We start from the raw sequence: 19037 nt of genomic DNA on the forward strand, positions 1-19037 counted from the left end.
GGGTTTAAAGTTTGTTTTCTTTCTTATTTTCGCATATGTTTTTCCAACTCGATGAAAATGAACCCGGTTTTCCCGAACCTTCACTTGCCGAAGAGGATGGTTTATTGGCGATAGGGGGTGATTTAAGTCTGGAGCGTTTACTAAATGCCTACAGCAATGGGATTTTTCCCTGGTTTAGCGAAGGAGATCCCATCCTCTGGTACTCTCCACATCAAAGGTGTGTGATATATCCTGATAAGATCAGGATCAGTAAAAGCATGAGAAAAACCTTAAGTGCGCAGCTTTTCAGATTTACACTAAACCAGGCTTTTGAGGATGTAATTTTAAACTGTGCTACGTCGCCCCGTAAAGATCAGGACGGAACCTGGATTACCTCAGAGATGCAACAGGCCTACATTGATCTACACCGTAACGGCTATGCGCACAGCGTGGAAGTTTGGCAGGATGATGAGCTGGTTGGCGGCTTATACGGGGTAAAGATTAATCAGGTTTTTTGTGGCGAAAGTATGTTTAGTAAGGTGAGTAATGCTTCCAAATCGGCGCTTATTTATTTGTCCCAGCTCAATATCGAATTGATCGATTGTCAATTGCCAAATGATCACCTGATGAGCATGGGTGCAGAAATGATTAGCCGTGATGTGTATGAACAGATTTTACATGCGCAAGAACGTGAATTTTAGCCACATAAAAAAAGCCTTACAATTGTAAGGCTTTTTTTATTCTAGTTTAGGCTAGAGTTCTCTTACCCAGATGTTTCTAAAACTGATGGCTGGACTTGGATCACCATGGTCTTGCAATTTGATGGATGCAGCCCCATGGCTTTTATACTCAGGCGCGCCAATATATCTGGTTTGTCCTTTTAACACATAGTTATTTTGCAAAAGTACCCCATTTAAAAACAAGGTTACGGTAGCAGGTTTTTTAACCGTACCGTCTTCATTAAAACGTGGTGCATTCCAGATAATATCATAATACTGCCACTCGCCTGGTTTTTTATTCGCGTTAGCTAAAGGAACTGCCTGTTTATAAACACTTCCCGTTTGGCCATTTACATAAGTTTTATTGTTAAAATTATCCATAATCTGGATTTCATATCCATCATCACCTGGACCTGTTGATGCTAAAAATACACCGCTGTTTCCCCTTGCTTGTCCTTCACCAGATATATTTGCCGGAATTTTCCATTCTAAATGCAGCTGATAGTCGGTGAATTTTTTATTGGTTTCGATATTACCTGTTCCTTTCTTAACTGTGAAGAAACCATCATCAATTGTCCATGCTGCCGGTTTTGACGGATCTTTAACAGAATGCCATGCATCAAGATTTCTACCGTCGAAAAGGACAATAGCATCCGAAGGAGCATCTTGAGGAAGCTTACCTGGTGAAATAACTTTTGGTACCGGTTCCCAAACCTCTGTGGTTTTTGGATCGTTGGCCGGGTCAGTTTTTTTATCTTGTGCCATTGATTGTACGGCAAAAAATGTTGGGATCAGTAATAGTGCGTATTTGCTCATAATGGTGTGTTAACTTTCTAAAGTTAACCAGTTTTATAAGAAATGGAAATTTCGTATTTAAAATTTTACCCCAGCTTATCTACAACAACGGTTTCTGTTACCAGAACTTCATCCACAACATCTTCCAGGCTTCTTTGCTCGGCCAAATCTTTTAGCGGACAATAACCTGTTATACCACGATATAGTAATCCGGCCCCGATTGCAGCACTGGTTAAACCAATTACCGGGTGAGAAAAAATACTGGTAATGCCTTTTAATAATAAATACCCACCTGCGGCACCAGAAAGCCATCGCTCAGAACTGGAAACATTTTCAAATAATTCAGGATATTTCCAGGCTTCTTTAACATTGTTTAATGTTGTATTCAATTCTTCGTTCATCATGATTGTTGTATTTATGTTATGAGTTAATAACAAGAGAAATGAAAATGAGTTTTTCTTTTCTTGATTGCAATCATGATCTTGGCGAATTTCTGAAACCTTAATTCAAGATGTCCCTGATATCTTCTTTACTTAAAGATTTGAAGAAGCTTTCTTCAGTTGTGATGAGCGAGCTGGCGAGCGACTTCTTCCTGTTCTGTAAGGCGAGGATTTTTTCTTCGACAGTATCTTTGGCAATAAACTTATAGATAAAGACTTTTTTATCCTGCCCGATGCGGTGAGTCCTGTCAATTGCCTGCTGTTCAACTGCCGGGTTCCACCATGGATCAAGAATGAACACATAGTCAGCCTGTGTTAAATTCAATCCCACACCGCCTGCTTTTATAGAAATTAAAAATACCTTAAGCTCCGTATTTTGCTGGAATTCTGCCACTATTTCTCCACGGTTACGCGTCGCTCCATCCAGGTAAGCGAATGGGATGTTTTCTCTTTGAAAGTGTTTTTTAAATATGTCTAGGTGTTTTACAAACTGGGAGAAAACTAAAACCTTATGTCCGCCCTTCAGCACGTTATCAAGCGTATGAATCACATTCTCAAATTTTCCTGAATCAGACACATAACCATCATCAATCATCACAGGATGGTTAGCCAGTTGTCTTAAAGCCGTGAGGCCCTGAAGTAATTGAACCTGTTTCTGCGCAAATGTACCGTCGTCCATACTTTGCAATAAATCATTACGATAGGCGGACTTGGTTTTTTCGTAATAACTGGCCTGATCCTCGCTCATATTGCAGTAAATTATCTGTTCAGTTTTAGGCGGCAGTTCGGCGGCCACTTGTTCCTTCGTGCGTCGAAGTACAAAGGGTTTAATGATTGACTGCAGTTTTCGGGCCTTGTCTTCGTCTTTCTTTTTTTCTATGGCTTGTACGTACTCTTCGTAGAAGAAAGCTTGTGTGCCCAGCAAGCCAGGGTTGAGGAACGTTAGCTGTGACCATAGATCTCCTACGGAGTTTTCGACAGGTGTACCACTCAAAATCAATCGATGCCTTGACTTTAAACTTCTGACAGATTTAAAAGATTTCGAGGATGGATTTTTAATGTTTTGACTTTCATCAAGTATGATGTAGTTGAAGTAGAAGTTCTTCAATTCATCAGCATCTACTCGGGTTACCCCGTATGTGGTAATAACGATATCGTATTTAGCAAAGTTTGCGATGTCTTTATTGCGGTTTGAACCCGTGTGGGCCAGTATTTTCAATTTTGGGGTAAACTTTTTTGCTTCAGTAAGCCAGTTATAGATGAGAGATGTTGGCATAATGATCAGCGAAGTGCTTTGGGCATTTATTGCCTGTTCATCTTCTTTGACCTTTTGCAGCATGGCCAGCGTCTGAATAGTTTTACCTAATCCCATGTCATCGGCAAGGCAGCCTCCAAAATTGTATTCTCGCAGGAAACTAAACCAATTGTAGCCTGCTTTCTGATAATCGCGCAGACTGCCCTTAAAATGTGCAGGCATCTGCATATCTGCGATATCTTCAAAATCAGAAAGACGCTGAAGTTTACGCTCAAGGGTTACATTTGCCAAACTATCTTCTGCCAGATCATTGATCAAACCGATATGATGTTTTTTAAGCTTCATACTGGCTCCTGAATCTGCAAGGCTGAATAGACTACCATATTGTGTAAACCATTTATCCGGGATAATGGCAACTTCTCCATCAGGTAATAAAAACTCCCTCCGTTTATGTAAAATATGCTGCTTTAAAGATAAAAATGGTATTTGATATTTTCCAAACCACACTACTGCATTGATGTCAAACCAGTCGTTTGCTTCCTTAACTTCCAGGTCTATTTTGCTTATTCCAAAAACAAACCGTTTCTGTCCGGTGGCCTGCTCAATTTCAAACCCTGAAGCTTCCAGCGTTTCTATATGTTCATTTACCCAGTTGATGGCCGCATAACTTGGATTTTCATCCTGGTGAGCTACCTCGAGATTGTGCAAAAGGGTACTGGTTTTTTTTAATCCGAGTGATAAGAGTAGATTGAACTGTTTTTTTTCCCACTCTGCTGATCTTTTGATTCTGTGAAAAATATAATTGTCTGCGGTTTTTTCTAAACGTACAGTAACCTTATGTACATTTTCAACTGAAAAAGTATATTCGCCATATTTGAAATAAAGCTGAATTTGTGACAATCCTCCATCTACATAAAAAACTTTCAGAATGGGTTTTGCTTCAAATTGCTCCGTTCTAATCTCAAATCCCTCAGCATATACATGGTGTTTCTCGATCAGGGGTGCTACAAATTTTTCAAAATAAGTAGCTTCTGTAGACTTTGGAATTGCAATGTAGCGTTTGGCCAAAAAGGGTTGAAGTTTTTTACCTTCAATTTCCTGATCGAAAAAATATAAAATATCGTCAAGCAACAACCAGGCTGGCTTATTGCTCACAATCTGTGCTTCCCTGAACATAAATTCGATCCGAAGATTTTTATATTTTATGGTAGGGAAATACCTTGTCTCCGTTTCATTGCGACGGAAGTGAAATAAGATTGATGCGGGTTCTGAAGCCAGTTCTATTTTGCGCTCTACAGGCCAGCCATCCTTATCCATGATGTACAGTGCATCTTTAGTTTTTAGAATCTCAAGCGCTTCAGCCAGTTTTTTTTCGATCTTAGGTCTAACGCTTTCATAAAACTTATCATCAAAAATTTTAGCAAAAAACTCGGTAGGTCTGATTAATTTTTTGTAATATTTTTTAATCAATGAGTCCTGTTCGATATCATCTAGTATCCTGATTAGCTTAAAATCAATTTCGGTTAAACATCCGGAAAACTCTGCCGCAGTATGGGTGAAAATTCGCTGATAGGTAAAAGAAAAATCACCCTGTGGATTTAGTTGAACAATATGGGGTTCAATTAAATAGCCCAGGTACTCATGTTTGCACAAAGAGTATACAATTTTACATGGTTTAGAACTATCGACGCGTAACATTGGGGTGGATAAAAATTTTTAGAAGCTAAGTCGCTTAAAAAACTTTAAACTTACAATATTTTAGTAATACATCAAAAAAGCCGGGCCTATTTGGAACTAAAAATCTCATCCCGGTCCGCAACTACAACATTGCATTGCTGATGACTAACGTTATTCATTCCGTGATGCATCATAAATCTCTTTAATTCTGACTTTTCCACGGACACCCACCCATCCAGGCAGATGTAGCTATTTTAAGCGTTTTGTAAGTGAAACCTGCTTAAACAAGAAAGCCATCCGAATGTATGGGATGGCTTTATATACTTGAGGATCTTGTGCTTATTTCCAGCCACCACCTAAGGCGCGGTATAGTTCAACAACTGCCTGTAGTTTTTGTAATTTGTCGTTTATGCCACTCAACTGTGCAGTTAGTAAACTCTGCTCTGATGTTAAAACGTCGGTATAGTTTGTAGCAGAGCTGTAACGCAATAACTCTTTAGTAAAGTCTACCGCTTTAGTTAATGAGGCAATTTGTTTTGCTCTTGTTTCTTCTTTTTCTGCTGCGGTTTGATAAGCATACAATGCATTTGAAACTTCCTGTCCGCCTGTTAAAAGGGTTTGCTGAAAGGTATAGAAAGCGATTTGCTGATTTGCCTGAGCAGTGGTTAAACGTGCCTTATTTGCTCCTTTTGCAAAGATAGGTTGTGTTAATCCGCCGACTAAACTATAGAATATGGAGTTATCAAAAAAGTTGCTCAATTGTAAACTAGTTAAACCTCCCGATGCAGTTAAAGTTAAAGCCGGATAGAAATAGGCCTTTGCAACATTTGTATTTTCGAAGGCTGATCTAAACCCAAATTCTGCTGCAATAACGTCTGGACGATTCTTTAAAAGCTGTGCTGAAATACCCGTCTGCAAATTGGCATATGGCACCTGGGCATCTATATTGGTGCGACTAATACTTTCCGGAGCTTTTGCAAGTACAATACTCAATGCGTTTTCTGCCTCCTTGATACTTCTTTTTAAGTCAGGAATAGTCACTTGAGCAGCATATAAATTCGCTTCACTTTGAACTACGGATGCACCGTTAACTACCGCTCCTTCTTTTAAAGCTTTCATTGTTTCCACATCCTGGGTTCTGATTTTTACAGTTTGCTCAGTGATGGCAAGTTGTTTATCTAATGCCAGCAAATTATAATAACTATTAGCGATTGTTGCAATGAGCTGGGTTTGTACTGCACGTTTTGCCGCATCACTTTGTAATAATGTTGCATACGCTGAACGTTTGGCACTGCTTAGTTTTCCCCAGATATCAGCTTCCCATGCAGTGCTTAATGCAGCCTTGTAAGTTTGGGTCTCCAGGTTGATATTAATTCCGGAAGGGAAGTTTAAAGCTGCAGCTGCCTGTTTAGCATCTGTAACTGAAACATCAGCTTGTAAGCTTGGCAATAATGAGGCACGGCTTTGTCTTAAAGTAGCTTCCGAAATCTTGATACGCTCAATAGCTTGTTTTAAGTCCAGGTTTTGATTTATCCCCAGCTGAATTAACGACTGTAATGTGGTGTCAGAAAACAAATTTTTCCATGGCATATCAGCCATAGTGATAGTATCTGTGGTATTATTATCCCGGTATAAACCTTCACTGGCAACTTGTGGGCTGGTGTACTTTTTAGTTACACACGCACTCAAAGTGAGAATGGTAAAACCGATTAAGATGGAATGCTTATATCTGAATTTCATTGTTGTTAAATTAGTGTTTACTCTTAGCTGTTGCCAACTCGTATTCTTCTGGTGTCTGTTCTTTTTCAATTCCGTCCTCGAAAGGCGACTTATTGCTGATTCTTTCCTGGAGGCTCTGGAAGATGATAAACAATGCCGGGATAACAAATACTCCAAACAGTGTACCCACTAACATACCACCTACAGCACCTGTACCAATTGACTTATTTCCGGAAGCACCTACTCCTGATGATAACATTAAAGGCAATAAACCTAAAATAAAGGCAAATGAAGTCATCAGGATCGGACGTAAACGTGCCGTTGCTCCATCAATAGCTGCATTGATAATGCTCATTCCTTTTCGTCTTCTGTCTACTGCATACTCGACAATCAAAATTGCATTTTTAGCCAATAAACCTACAAGCATAATCAGGGTAATTTGAGTATAAATGTTGTTGTCAATGCCAAAAATCTTATCAAAAACAAATACACCTGCAAGTCCAACCGGAAGAGATATAAGCACTGCAAGCGGCAGGATATAACTTTCGTACTGAGCTGCCAGTAAGAAGTATACGAAAATGATACACAGTAAGAAGATAAAGACAGTCTGACTACCTCCGCTGATTTCCTCCCTTGATAAACCAGAGAATTCATAACCATAGCCAGCAGGTAAACTTTCAGCAGCCACTTCCTGAACTGCTTTTAAAGCATCCCCCGAGCTGTATCCCGCATTGGGGTTACCCGTAACTGAAATAGAGGTAAATAGGTTAAAGCGGGAGATAGCCTGTGGACCGTAAACCTTAGTTAGTGTAATGAACTCAGAGACCGGTGCCATTTGTCCAGATCCATTTTTAACAAAAATGCGCGTTAAGGTTTGTTCATTAGCACGGTACTGTGCATCGGCCTGGTACATTACGCGGAACTGCTTTCCATATTTATTGAAGTTGGAAGCATACACCCCTCCATAGTAACCTTGCATTACCCCAAGAACATCAGCAACAGTTAAACCAGCCTGTTTTACTTTGGCCACATTCACATCAATTTGATATTGAGGGAAATTGGGATTGAACGAGGTTGATGCGTATTGGATTTCCGGTCTTTTGCTCAGTGCTGCCAGGAAACCATTGCCTATGTCATTAAACTTTTTAATGTCACCGCCGGTTTTATCCTGTAACTGAAATTCAAAACCACCACTTGTACCAAAACCCTGAATGGTTGGAGGAGCGAAGAAGATGATTTTAGCACCTTTGATGTTCGCCGTTTTGGCAAAAAGCTCTCCAATAATGATTTTTACATCACGTCCCTTACGCTCATCCCATGGACTTAATCTTGAAATTACCATACCATAAGAACTTCCGGAACCACTGATCATACTTCTACCAACAACCCTTAAAGTATTTTTAATCTCCGGAATTCCGTGGGCGATACTGTCGATTTTTGCAATGATAATGTTTGTCTCTTCCTGAGATGTACCTGCTGGTAAAGAAATATCAGACATGATTGTTCCTAAATCCTCATTAGGTACAAAACCCTTAGGCGTGGTATTCATTGTCCATATCAGAACGACGGTAAAAAATACAATTGCCACCCCTACAATCCATTTTGCATGTGACAAGAAACTTACGGACTTTTTATACTTGTTTGTTACTGCATCGAAAGAAGTATTGAAGGCCGCATAAAAACGGTCTAAAAAGTTTTTCTTTTTATCATGGTCATCACCATGTGGTTTTAAGAAAAGCGCACAGAGTGCAGGACTTAGAGTTAATGCATTGATCGCTGAAAGAATAATAGAGATGGCAAGTGTTAGTCCAAACTGCTTGTAGAACACCCCGGATGAACCTGAAATGAAACTCACCGGAATAAATACCGCAGCCATAACGAGTGTGATTGAAATAATGGCACCACTGATATCATCCATGGCATCAATAGTTGCCTTTTTCGCATCGGTATAACCTTCATCCAGTTTTGCGTGTACTGCCTCTACCACAACGATCGCATCATCTACTACAATACCAATGGCCAGCACTAGGGCAAAAAGGGTTAATAAGTTGATGGTAAAGCCAAATAAGCTTAGGAAGAAAAAGGTACCTATAATTGCCACCGGAACTGAAATGGCAGGGATTAGTGTTGACCTGAAATCTTGCAAAAAGATAAATACAACCAGGAATACCAGTATGAATGCTTCGATGAGGGTGTGAATTACCTTTTCGATTGAGGCATCCAGGAAGTCGTTAACGTTAACCAGGGTAGAGTAATGAACTCCTTTTGGAAAGGATTTTTGCGCTTCATCAAGTGTGTTGATCGAGTTCTCGATTACTTCTTTCGCATTGGAACCAGCGGTTTGGTTAATGGCGATACCAAGGGCCTGTTTTCCATTAAATTTAACAGAACTGGCATAGCTTTGCGCACCAAGTTCAATTCTGGCAATATCTTTTAAACGAAGAATTTGTCCGTTTGCATCAGCCTTTATGATGATGTTTCCGAACTGTGCTTCGTCTTTTAGTCTACCTGTGTATTTCAAAGTATACTGAAACGCCTGGTCACCCTGTTCACCAAACTGTCCGGGAGCAGCTTCTACGTTCTGGTCGGCCAGGGCGGTATTCACGTCACTCGGAACCAATCCGTATGTTGCCATAACATCAGGCTTTAACCATATACGCATGGTATAATCCAAAGTACCAAATGCACTCGCATCTCCCACACCATTAATACGTTTGATTTGTGGGATGATATTGATGTTTGCATAGTTCTGTAAAAACTTTTGATCATATGAAGGATCATCACTATAAAGACCGAAGATCAATACATTACTCGCTTGTCTTTTTGCAGTAATTACCCCCGACTTAGTTACCTCGGCTGGCAATAAACTTGTTGCTCTGGCTACCCTGTTCTGTACGTTCACCGCAGCCAGATCCGGATTGGTACCCAGCTTAAAGTTAATGGTGATGGTGGCAGTACCATCATTACTCGCTGTTGATGTCATGTAGGTCATGTCTTCAACACCATTGATCTGTTCTTCCAGTGGAACAACTACACTATTCATTACCACATCGGCATTCGCTCCCTGGTAAGAAGTAGAAACCTGCACGGTTGGAGGTGCGATTTCCGGATATTGTGAAACCGGCAGTGTGGCTAAACCTAAAACACCGAGGATAACGATGATGATGGATATAACTGTAGATAGAACCGGTCTTTCTATGAATTTTTTAAACATATTAATATTGATTACACTTTATGAGTGTGACTGCACTGACTATATTGTTTATTTTTTGATATCAGCATATACTGAATCAGCACTTTGTTCTTCTGGTTTAATTTTGGCACCGTCTTTAAGCGACTGGAATCCTTCAAGTACGATCTTATCGCCTGCTTTCAATCCTTTAGTTACTACATAGAACTTATCCTTGGCCAAATCCATGATTTGAATCTCAGTACTAACGATTTTGGATGAATCACCTAAAACGTAGACAAATTTCTTGCCCTGAAGGTCTATTGTAGATTTTTGAGGAACCAAAATGGCATTTTCCACATGTTGAGGAATGCGAACAGATGCGCTACCCCCCGATTTCAAAAGCGCAATGGGATTTGGAAATGTTGCCCTTAAACTTGCAGAACCTGTGTTGGTGTTAATCTGGCTGTTGATGGATTCTATTTTACCATTTTGTGCGTATACTGTTCCGTCAGCGAGAACTAAACTCACTGCCGGGATGTTCGACATTTGTTGAGCCAGGGTATTACCTTTATAAGTTTTAGAAAAATCCAATAACTGTTTCTCATTGAGTGAGAAATAGGCATAAACTTTAGAGGTATTTGAAACAGTAGTTAGCGGTTCGGTACTTGTGCTGCTAACCAAACTTCCGTTTCTATATGGAATGCTCCCCACTATTCCGTCAACCGGGCTGGTAATAGAGGTGTAGCCTAAATTTACCTGCGCATTTGCAAGCGTTGCTTTAGCTTGCGCCAGGGCTGCTTTTTTACTTTGCAAAGTTAATTGAGCGGCATCCAAGTCGTATTTGCTGATAATGTCTTTCTCTACAAGGGGTTTGGTTTTGTTTACCTGAAGCTGTGCGGCAAACACATCTGCCTCTGCACTGCTGATTGCCGCTTTGGCCGTTCTTACTTCCTGTTCGTATTGTGGTGCCATGATGGTGAATAGCAATTGCCCTTTCTTTACAACTGCACCTTCATCTACTAATATTTTTTGAATAAAACCGTCAACTTTTGGACGGATATCGATATTCTGAATCCCTTCAATAGTTGCAGGATAATCAGAGTTAAGCTCTGTTGTTTGACTTTTTACGGTAAAAACCGGATAAGCCTGTGGGCCGGCTGGTGCAGCTGCGTTTTTCGCATCTTTGTTTCCGCATGATGCCAAAAGCATACCAATGCTCATACTAAAAAAGAGAGTTGTTACTTTTCTCATGGAGTATTCTTGTGTGTGTTAAATTTAATTTCCGGATTGAAAACGTAGTCAAAATTTGACTCTTGACTGTAACGATTTCTGTCCAAAAATAAAGCCTAAAAAAAATAAGATCGTCCAAATTCTGTCATTTAATCAATCGATTGATTTATTTTGGCAGTTTATGTTGAATGCGATTGCCTTAATTCATTGTTTTATAGGGTATTGATTAGGTTTTTACCCCCAAAAGGAGTGTGTAATTATCTTGAGACAGATGTTAAGGAGTGTTAACGGGGGCTGTATTGTATGTTATTTGTTGCAAGCTATGTTGTTTTTTTGCTCCATATTAAGCAGTCATAGTGTAGAATATACACTTAGCTTTTTATTTGCTGGATTAGTTAAATTTCGATAGCCAATAAAAAATCCCCTGGTGTTTCCAGGGGATTCATTTATTTTGATATCTTCAAAAAGATTGACAACGTAGTAATTATTTGTTTACGTACATTACTTCTTTTACTGCTTTTACCACTTTTTCAGCATTTGGTAAGCTTGCTGCTATTAAGGTAGGAGAGTATGGAAGTGGAACATCTGCACAGGTAATACGAACAACCGGAGCATCTAAATAATCAAAAGCTTTTTTCTGAACCATAAAAGCAATTTCACCTGAAAGCGAAGCCAAAGGCCATGCTTCTTCAACAACAACCAAACGGTTCGTTTTCTTTACTGATTCGATAATTGTATCATAATCAATCGGACGAACGGTGCGTAAATCAATTACCTCTACATTGATGCCTTCTTTAGTCAATTCCTCAACAGCTGGATTCACAACGCGGGTCAGCATTTTTCCGAAAGTTACGATCGTAACATCAGTACCTTGCTTGGTGACGTTTGCTTTACCAAATTCGATATAATATTCTTCTGCAGGAACATCACCTTTATCGCCATACATCACTTCCGACTCCATAAAGATAACCGGATCCGGATCGATAATAGCTTGTTTCAATAATCCTTTTGCATCATATGGAGTAGATGGAACGACAACTTTCAAACCTGGGGTATTTGCAAACCAGTTTTCGAAGTTTTGAGAGTGCTGTGCACCTAGTTGACCTGCGTTACCTGTAGGGCCTCGGAAAACCATTGGACAGGAGAACTGACCACCACTCATTGATAAAATTTTAGCCGCACCATTGATAATCTGGTCGATAGCTACCAATGAGAAGTTGAATGTCATAAATTCCACAATTGGAATAAGGCCTGCTGTTGCAGCACCTGTTGCAATACCTGCGAAACCTAATTCGGCAATCGGGGTATCGATAATGCGTTTCGCACCAAATTCTGCAAGCATGCCTTGACTAACTTTGTACGCTCCGTTATATTCTGCTACTTCTTCACCTAATAAAAAAACGCGGTCATCTTTACGCATTTCTTCGCTCATGGCTTCGCGTAGTGCTTCTCTAAATTGGATTTCTCTCATTGTAAATTTTAATAACGGTGGCAAATATAATTATTAATCGCATTGAAACCAAAGGCAATAATACCTCTATTTTGTAATAATTATGGTTGATAAACAGGATTTTTGAACCTTGATCAATAAGTTTTTAGCCTGATTTTCAGAAATACTGAAATAATATTCTGTTACCTCTGTAATAAGCTGTTTTTTCTATCAACATTCACCAGTTTTACGAAACATCATCACCAAAATGCATTTGTCAGTTGCACTCATCTTAATGATGTGGATTAATTAAACCATAAATCTCACTGTCTAAAAATTGCCCCCTGAAATAATAATCCTGACGAAAAACTGCCTCACGTTTGAAGCCATGTTTAAGTAACATTTGTCTTGAGGCATCATTTTCTACATTGATGTTCGCCTTTATCGTGTGCAGGTTCATTTCTTCGAATCCGAAATTTATTGCCCACTTAAGGGCTTCAGAGATAATCCCCTTACGCCAATAATCGGGATGAAGCATATATCCAACTTCAGCGCGGTGATTGGCCAGGTCTGTTCTCCAGTAGCCAACAGAACCGATCATTTCATCCGGCTTTTCTTTTAAAGCAATCACCCATGCCAGGTTGTCGCCATTTTCAAATCCTTCATTAAATGCCGTAATGAATGTCTTTACCTCCATGATGTCTTTCGGTCTTTCCCGGTCGATGTATTTCATGACCATTTCATTGGTACGCATCTCAAATAACAACCGTGCATCTGAAATGGCATGTTCCCGAAGTGTTAACCTGTCGGTTTCTAAAACAGGGAATTGCGTAAAATTCAGCTTTAACATCTTTTAAAAATTAGTTATCATATCTATTTCCCAAACAAGGTTTTGTATATCGAGTATTTATAATTATCAGGAATTTGACTCACTTTAAAATAAGCTGCGCCAAATAGTTCAGAAAGTTTCTCCCTTAATTTTGCTAAAAAAAGCGGTTTAATTTCTTCAAGGAAATCGCCTTTTAATATTTGCCTGTTGGATTTAAACCAAACGCCGCCATAGATAGGGTCATTCATCGTTTTCACGATATACAGATTAGGTTCAACGTGGGTTTTACCCGATGATTGTTCATACGCGTAGGTATAAAGCAATGTTTGGATCAATGCTTTATTTATGTGCTTACCATCGGAATTGAACAATTCATCTACATCTTTGAAAGCGAGTTTATCACCTCCGGTTTTATAGTCGACAATTTTTGTAACTCCGTCTTTAACGTCAACGCGGTCAATATAACCGAATATTTTTACGCTTTCTTCCCGGCCATTTAGCGGAAAGGAAATTTCAGCTTCAACCTTTTGCTCCAGACTAATAATGTTGAACGGCGTTTGGGAGATATCCTGATTCAAGATAATATTCACGTATGCCTCAACAATTGCAAGGATAACCTTTTGCATGCCTTTATATTCCATCACCAGGTCGGGGTGATTAAACATGACTGAATTGAAAGCCCTCTGAATCATTTGAGGAAGTTTTTTCCGTTGTTCCTTTATTTTTTCGGCAGTAATTTCCGCAAACCTTAAATCATCATAAAAATATTCCATCACCTTATGCAAGATGGAGCCAATCTCGTTCGCTTCTACAACTGCGCTTATTTCTTTCGGCTCTTTAATACCAGCGATATAATTAAAAAAGAAATCTATAGGATTGGATATATATTGGGTCAATGCAGATGGAGAAAGAATTTTCTTTTTATTGAGGTACTTCTGCAAGGTTTCCTGAATAAATGCATTTCCCTGTTTCTCTATGGCTACCTCTTTGAACTCTTCTGTCTTAACATCTAAATTTAACTCGTGATAGGCGAAACTGAAACCACTCTCATATTCCAATTGCTTTAAAATCCTGCTGGCCTCACCTGAAGTGGACTCATCGGTTAAGCTGTTGTAAACAAAGTTGATATTTTTTGCCCTTTGCAGTAAACGGTAAACCATATAAGATGAAATAGCATCCAGGTTTTCCAATACGGGTAATCCATAAACCCTGCGGATAGAATCAGGAATAAAACTATTTCCGATGGATGATTTAGGGATTATTCCTTCGTTAAATCCCAGAATCACCACTTTATCAAAATTCAGATTTCGGGTTTCCAGCAGCCCCATTACCTGAATGCCATTTAAAGGATCGCCTGACAGAGGGACTGCAATAGCCTGCAGGGACTTCTGAACCAGGTAAATTACGAAGGGAATTTCCTCTTTGCTGATGTGGTGACTAAAGGTATCGTGCAAGCGGTTCAGCTCCTGTATTGTTTTCACAAATAGTTCCGCATCGATTTTTTTTAGCATTTTTGCGTTTGATAACCGGGTGAGCACGAAGTCCAGCACATCCAATAAATGCGTAATAACAAATTGGGGTTCTTCAATCTTTTTATAAAATACCTCGAAAAGACCGTTTTGCCGCAATAAGCGTTTATGATCGATTTCAACCTGATTCTCATCCAGTAATGCGGTCAGGATTTTATCCCGCATTTTTTGTGTTAAACCTGTAAGGGGATGGGTTAGAAAAGCTTCAACATTTTTGTATGAAACTTTATTGTTGTGTATAATTTCCAGCTGAGTGGTTAGCCAAAGATCCACCAGGCCATAAATGCTGGAGGTAGAAAGGGCAAAACCCATTGTGATATTCAGATCGATAGCAGCATCACCGAAGCTACTCGGAATGGTTTGCAGGGTTGGAATAAGCAGGCTTTCATCAGCAAGTACAACAACAGTTTTTCCTATGCTTTCTCCATTCGTATAATCTTCTTCTAAAATATTGTTTAATATTTTAGCTTGCGCAGACTGGCCCTGAACCTTATAAACATTCACATGATGCTGAGCAGTTTTCATCAGGCTTTCCTGGTTAGTGAATACATTTCTGATTCCGAGCTGATTTAAATTTTTCCTCAAGAATAAACCTGCTTCCTGAGATGGGTCGTCCAAGTAATAGGCGTCTGTATCGAAATAAAATATTGCCCTTTCAGATTCTTGCAACTGCATGAATATTTTCGCCTCAGCGCTGCTTAATGCATTAAAACCAACAAATATGATCTTCCCCTTCTCAAAATTGGCAATGAATTCCTGATGAGCTGTAATGTCATCAGCCAAATGGCGATAAACCGAACCGTTGGTCAGGTAGCCCATTTCTTTTAATCTGCTATGGAATTTGTGGTACAGTTTGGGCATTCTCCGCCACATCTTAATAAACAGTTCCTGCTGCTTTTTATGCTTTCCTTCGGAATAAGATGTCCAGAACTGCGATAGGAACTGGTACTGCTCTGCGCTTAGATAGTCGAAGTCCTGACTAATGACAGAAATATCCTCCAGGTCACGATATAGCTTTTGGGCGTCAACCAGGTCGGTATCAATCTGGTTAAAGTCACTTAAAATGATTTTCGCCAAGGGGAAGAATTTATGACTTGATATCGTCTCGATTTTTTCTTCAACCAAAAGTTGGTTATAAATTCGATGCAAGGTAAAGAACTGAAGATAAAAATCAGCGATCCGGTAATTTGTTGAAGCAGCGAAAAATTCCTGAATAGTAAAAAAAGAAGGGCTAAAAAAAGGCTTGCCAATAATGTCAGCAAAATGCTTTTGCAAATAGGCTGCAGGCCTTTTGTTGTTAAATACTATCGCACAGTTTTCCAGCTCATTACCAAATCTGCCAACTAAATCCTGAGCAACTTCTTGTAAAAATGTAGTCATCAAAAATATTTATTAGTCCTTTCGTAATCTAAAAGATTTTCCTCCAAATCTCGAAATATTATAATTTAATCCAAAGGTCACGACCCTGGTGACCTGATTACTACGGCTTTCTATTACAGAATTGCCTAACACCTGCTGCGAAATGTTATTACCTTGATTCAACAAGTCGTTTACGTTAATACTGCAGCTTAATACTTTACTTTTGAAAAATGCTTTTTCTGCACCCAGATTGATGATGAAAGGGTTTGTATTGTTAAAACTATAACCTCTTGTAATCTGCTTATTTGCGCTAAAGTTAAGATAATACGATGTAAATAATGTTGCCGTGCCTGATGCTCCAAAGTTAAAGTTGTGAATTTGTGTATTCACCTGCAAGGATGTTGTGCTGCTGTTATTGTTATTTTTGCTGGTATTATATCTGCCATTGAGACTAATTCTTAGAATTTTTAGCTTCAACGAACTTGATAAACCAGCCTGATAACCTTCTGTTTTGATGAACGATTGACCTGTATTGAGTAAAAGGTTATAACTGGTCGGACCGGCACTAAAAGCATTCAGATTGTTATCGTTATTGGTGTCCATATTGTAGCCCATACTTATTGTAGTGGTCAGTTTTTTAGTGTTCATAGTTCCGGAAAGATTTTGAGAAATATTGTACCCCTTATTGAAACTCCTTATACTGTTCACAATAGCGGTTTTACGGGAATTTCCGGCATTCCCACCAATGGATATGGTATATTTTCTTGATTTAAAAGGGATATTAATATTGTAGTTTATGCTCACATTGTAGTTTCCATTCACATTTTCAAAACGTGTTTCCTGCTTGTAAGCACCAAGTGTATCAGGAATCAAAATGATGTTATTGACGATTTCATTTTGCGTAGCACTAAAGGCAAGTCCACTCTGGACCGAGATTTCGCTTTTTTTACCAAAATAATTAAAGTTTGAAGAAACAGAATGGCTGAAAGATGATTTTAGGTCAGGGTTACCGATCACAATGTTCTGTAAATTCTGCGTGTTTCTCACTGGTTGCATTTGCGAAATACCTGGGTTATTATTTTGGCCGTTGTAATTTACCGACAATGATTTTGTGCTGGTAAACGTTTTTGAATAGCTAAAAGTAGGTGAGATATTAATGTAGTTATTACTATAAGTACTACCCTCTTCCGGATACTCGTTACGGATCAGATTTGGCCGTGCATTCAATCCTATACTCAGTCTACCCTTTTTACCCGTTTGATAATATCGCAAGTCCAGAGATTGATTTAGTGTTGAGTTTTTTGTCAATACACTTAATGAATCAACCCTTGTTGAGCTGAAGGTGGATGGATTAAGTACGAAAGTCTGCAAATCGCTATTGGTTACACCGATAGATCCACGATAGCTAAAATTAAGGCTTCTGCTCATTAAGGTGTCTTTTTTCAAACTGATGCCATAGGTTAGCCCAAAACTAAATTGCCTGTTGCCACCTTTATTATATACAGTCCGGTTTAACAAAGAATCTTTCTCTAAATTTCCGCCAGCATTGTAATACAGTGTATTGGTTACTACATTTTGTTCAGATTGGTTAGATGAGCTTGAAAAGGAAAAGTTTCCTGAAAAAGTGTTTTTCGTAAGCTTCTTAGAAAACTCAAGATTGGTCCGAAATGAAGGGCTGCGGTTGTTGCCCCGGGTATTGTTGATGAAATCCTGCCTGGTGAAACCGGTTTGTAAATTTGATGAATTATTCTGCGATTGGGAATTATTGGTCTCAAAGCTGGCTGAACTTAATAAAAAAACCTTCTTGGAAATCTGATTGTAATTAAGGGAAAAATTGTGCCCGTTATTGCCGGAAGAGGAACGGTTTTCAATCTGGCTATTTAATTTTCCCAAAGAACTAACGGTTTCGACAGCCTGAGTATTTGTTGCATTATTGGTCCCGCCACGGTAACTATAATTTACCCCGAAATTGCCTTTATCTTTCAGTTTATCGCTATGGCTAAAACCAATATTCCGGTTTTCGGAAATGCCGGCACCATTATCCGCTACATTATAGCCAATGTTACCGTTGCTCTGTTTAGTGGCATTCCATAGATTAACGTTTCCATTTCCGCCTATTTGCTTATTGGTACCACCGGTAAAAGCAAAACCGCCGAACTGTCCGTTATCCATACCTGGCTTGGTAACAATATTTAGCATCTTTTGCGATTCGCCAACTTTTATTCCTGTAAAATTTGCCTGGTCACCAAAATCATCAATTACCTGTATTTTGGAAACAATTCCGGCCGGGAGTTTTGAAATGAAATCCTTGACATTATTTGTGAAAAAATCACGTCCGTTGACACGAAGTTTCGTCAGGCCTTTACCCATTGCAATGACGTTATCATTTTCATCAATTTCAACCCCGGGCAACTGCTTGAGTAAATCGCTAACTCGGTCGTCTTCCTGAATGTGAAACGCATTCGCATCATATTCAACGGTATCCTGTTTGTATTTTATAGCCACTGGCTTAGCTTTGATCACTACATCTTCCAGGCTAATTTCTCCACCTTTCAATATAATTGTGCCCACATCAATTTCAGACATGTCGGGTTTAATCGTATATTTTGCCGCATAGTTTTTATACCCAATACCCCCTACGTTCAAGAGAATACTTTTTGCACTTATTTTAAAAAAGGAAAAACTTCCCCTATCATCAGTGGTGGTGTAGGATGAGTCTTTACCAAAGGTAATTTTGACGGTAATACCACTTATTGCTTTTTTTGTAGAGTCAGTAACACTTCCTTTGATATCACAGGACGTTTGTGCTAAGCTTGGAGTATAAGCTAATAGCAACAGGAGAGAGATTAAGAGCAGAAAATTTTTCAATGAGGATTTATTATTAATGCATTTAGCTTAAGATGGT

The 19037-nt window shown here is 39.1% G+C and carries 11 protein-coding genes; 1 reads left to right on the forward strand and 10 read right to left on the reverse strand.

The window, feature by feature from the left end; translation table 11 throughout:
* The first annotated feature begins 35 nt into the window (after window positions 1-35).
* Window positions 36-680 (forward strand): leucyl/phenylalanyl-tRNA--protein transferase, encoded by a 645-nt coding sequence (gene aat / locus R2Q80_RS21370; RefSeq protein WP_316801562.1) that lies wholly within the window; start codon window positions 36-38, stop codon window positions 678-680.
* Window positions 681-731: 51 nt separating this feature from the next.
* On the opposite strand, the gene R2Q80_RS21375 is transcribed toward aat, so the two are convergent.
* The 10 genes from R2Q80_RS21375 to R2Q80_RS21420 form a co-directional block, all read right to left on the reverse strand.
* A complete protein-coding gene (locus R2Q80_RS21375; RefSeq protein ID WP_316801563.1) occupies window positions 732-1514 on the reverse strand; it encodes a DUF1080 domain-containing protein in 783 nt (260 codons plus the stop codon).
* A 65-nt stretch (window positions 1515-1579) separates the two neighbouring features.
* Entirely contained in the window at window positions 1580-1897 is a 318-nt protein-coding gene (locus R2Q80_RS21380) for a DUF2892 domain-containing protein (protein ID WP_316801564.1), read from the reverse strand.
* A 97-nt stretch (window positions 1898-1994) separates the two neighbouring features.
* Window positions 1995-4886: a DEAD/DEAH box helicase gene (locus tag R2Q80_RS21385; protein WP_047798999.1), complete on the reverse strand. Its 2892-nt coding sequence runs from the start codon at window positions 4884-4886 to the stop codon at window positions 1995-1997.
* A gap of 318 nt (window positions 4887-5204) precedes the next feature.
* Window positions 5205-6605, reverse strand: a complete 1401-nt coding sequence (locus R2Q80_RS21390; protein WP_316801565.1) for an efflux transporter outer membrane subunit — start codon at window positions 6603-6605, stop codon at window positions 5205-5207.
* Between the two features lie 10 nt (window positions 6606-6615).
* On the reverse strand, window positions 6616-9798 hold the full coding sequence (locus R2Q80_RS21395; RefSeq protein ID WP_316801566.1) for an efflux RND transporter permease subunit: 3183 nt from the start codon (window positions 9796-9798) through the stop codon (window positions 6616-6618).
* A 48-nt stretch (window positions 9799-9846) separates the two neighbouring features.
* Window positions 9847-11007, reverse strand: a complete 1161-nt coding sequence (locus R2Q80_RS21400) for an efflux RND transporter periplasmic adaptor subunit (RefSeq protein WP_316801567.1) — start codon at window positions 11005-11007, stop codon at window positions 9847-9849.
* A gap of 463 nt (window positions 11008-11470) precedes the next feature.
* Window positions 11471-12457 carry a pyruvate dehydrogenase complex E1 component subunit beta gene (locus tag R2Q80_RS21405; RefSeq protein ID WP_316801568.1) on the reverse strand — a complete coding sequence of 329 codons (987 nt, stop codon included), beginning with the start codon at window positions 12455-12457 and terminating at the stop codon, window positions 11471-11473.
* 250 nt (window positions 12458-12707) lie between these two features.
* Window positions 12708-13265: a GNAT family N-acetyltransferase gene (locus tag R2Q80_RS21410; protein ID WP_316801569.1), complete on the reverse strand. Its 558-nt coding sequence runs from the start codon at window positions 13263-13265 to the stop codon at window positions 12708-12710.
* A 23-nt stretch (window positions 13266-13288) separates the two neighbouring features.
* The gene (locus tag R2Q80_RS21415) at window positions 13289-16153 is read right to left on the reverse strand and encodes a PD-(D/E)XK nuclease family protein (protein ID WP_316801570.1); all 2865 of its coding nucleotides are present in this window, start codon (window positions 16151-16153) and stop codon (window positions 13289-13291) included.
* Between the two features lie 12 nt (window positions 16154-16165).
* Window positions 16166-19000: an outer membrane beta-barrel protein gene (locus tag R2Q80_RS21420; protein WP_316801571.1), complete on the reverse strand. Its 2835-nt coding sequence runs from the start codon at window positions 18998-19000 to the stop codon at window positions 16166-16168.
* Window positions 19001-19037 lie beyond the last annotated feature (37 nt).

The sequence above is a fragment of the Pedobacter frigidisoli genome (assembly GCF_032678525.1).
In the GTDB taxonomy this organism is placed as follows: Bacteria; Bacteroidota; Bacteroidia; order Sphingobacteriales; family Sphingobacteriaceae; genus Pedobacter; species Pedobacter frigidisoli_A.

What these genes read in the sequence shown, in the direction of transcription:
- aat (WP_316801562.1), top strand. Translation starts at nt 36, where the DNA reads ATGTTTTTCCAACTCGATGAAAATGAACCCGGTTTTCCCGAACCTTCA.
- R2Q80_RS21375 (WP_316801563.1), bottom strand. Translation starts at nt 1,514, where the DNA reads ATGAGCAAATACGCACTATTACTGATCCCAACATTTTTTGCCGTACAA.
- R2Q80_RS21380 (WP_316801564.1), bottom strand. Translation starts at nt 1,897, where the DNA reads ATGATGAACGAAGAATTGAATACAACATTAAACAATGTTAAAGAAGCC.
- R2Q80_RS21385 (WP_047798999.1), bottom strand. Translation starts at nt 4,886, where the DNA reads ATGTTACGCGTCGATAGTTCTAAACCATGTAAAATTGTATACTCTTTG.
- R2Q80_RS21390 (WP_316801565.1), bottom strand. Translation starts at nt 6,605, where the DNA reads ATGAAATTCAGATATAAGCATTCCATCTTAATCGGTTTTACCATTCTC.
- R2Q80_RS21395 (WP_316801566.1), bottom strand. Translation starts at nt 9,798, where the DNA reads ATGTTTAAAAAATTCATAGAAAGACCGGTTCTATCTACAGTTATATCC.
- R2Q80_RS21400 (WP_316801567.1), bottom strand. Translation starts at nt 11,007, where the DNA reads ATGAGAAAAGTAACAACTCTCTTTTTTAGTATGAGCATTGGTATGCTT.
- R2Q80_RS21405 (WP_316801568.1), bottom strand. Translation starts at nt 12,457, where the DNA reads ATGAGAGAAATCCAATTTAGAGAAGCACTACGCGAAGCCATGAGCGAA.
- R2Q80_RS21410 (WP_316801569.1), bottom strand. Translation starts at nt 13,265, where the DNA reads ATGTTAAAGCTGAATTTTACGCAATTCCCTGTTTTAGAAACCGACAGG.
- R2Q80_RS21415 (WP_316801570.1), bottom strand. Translation starts at nt 16,153, where the DNA reads ATGACTACATTTTTACAAGAAGTTGCTCAGGATTTAGTTGGCAGATTT.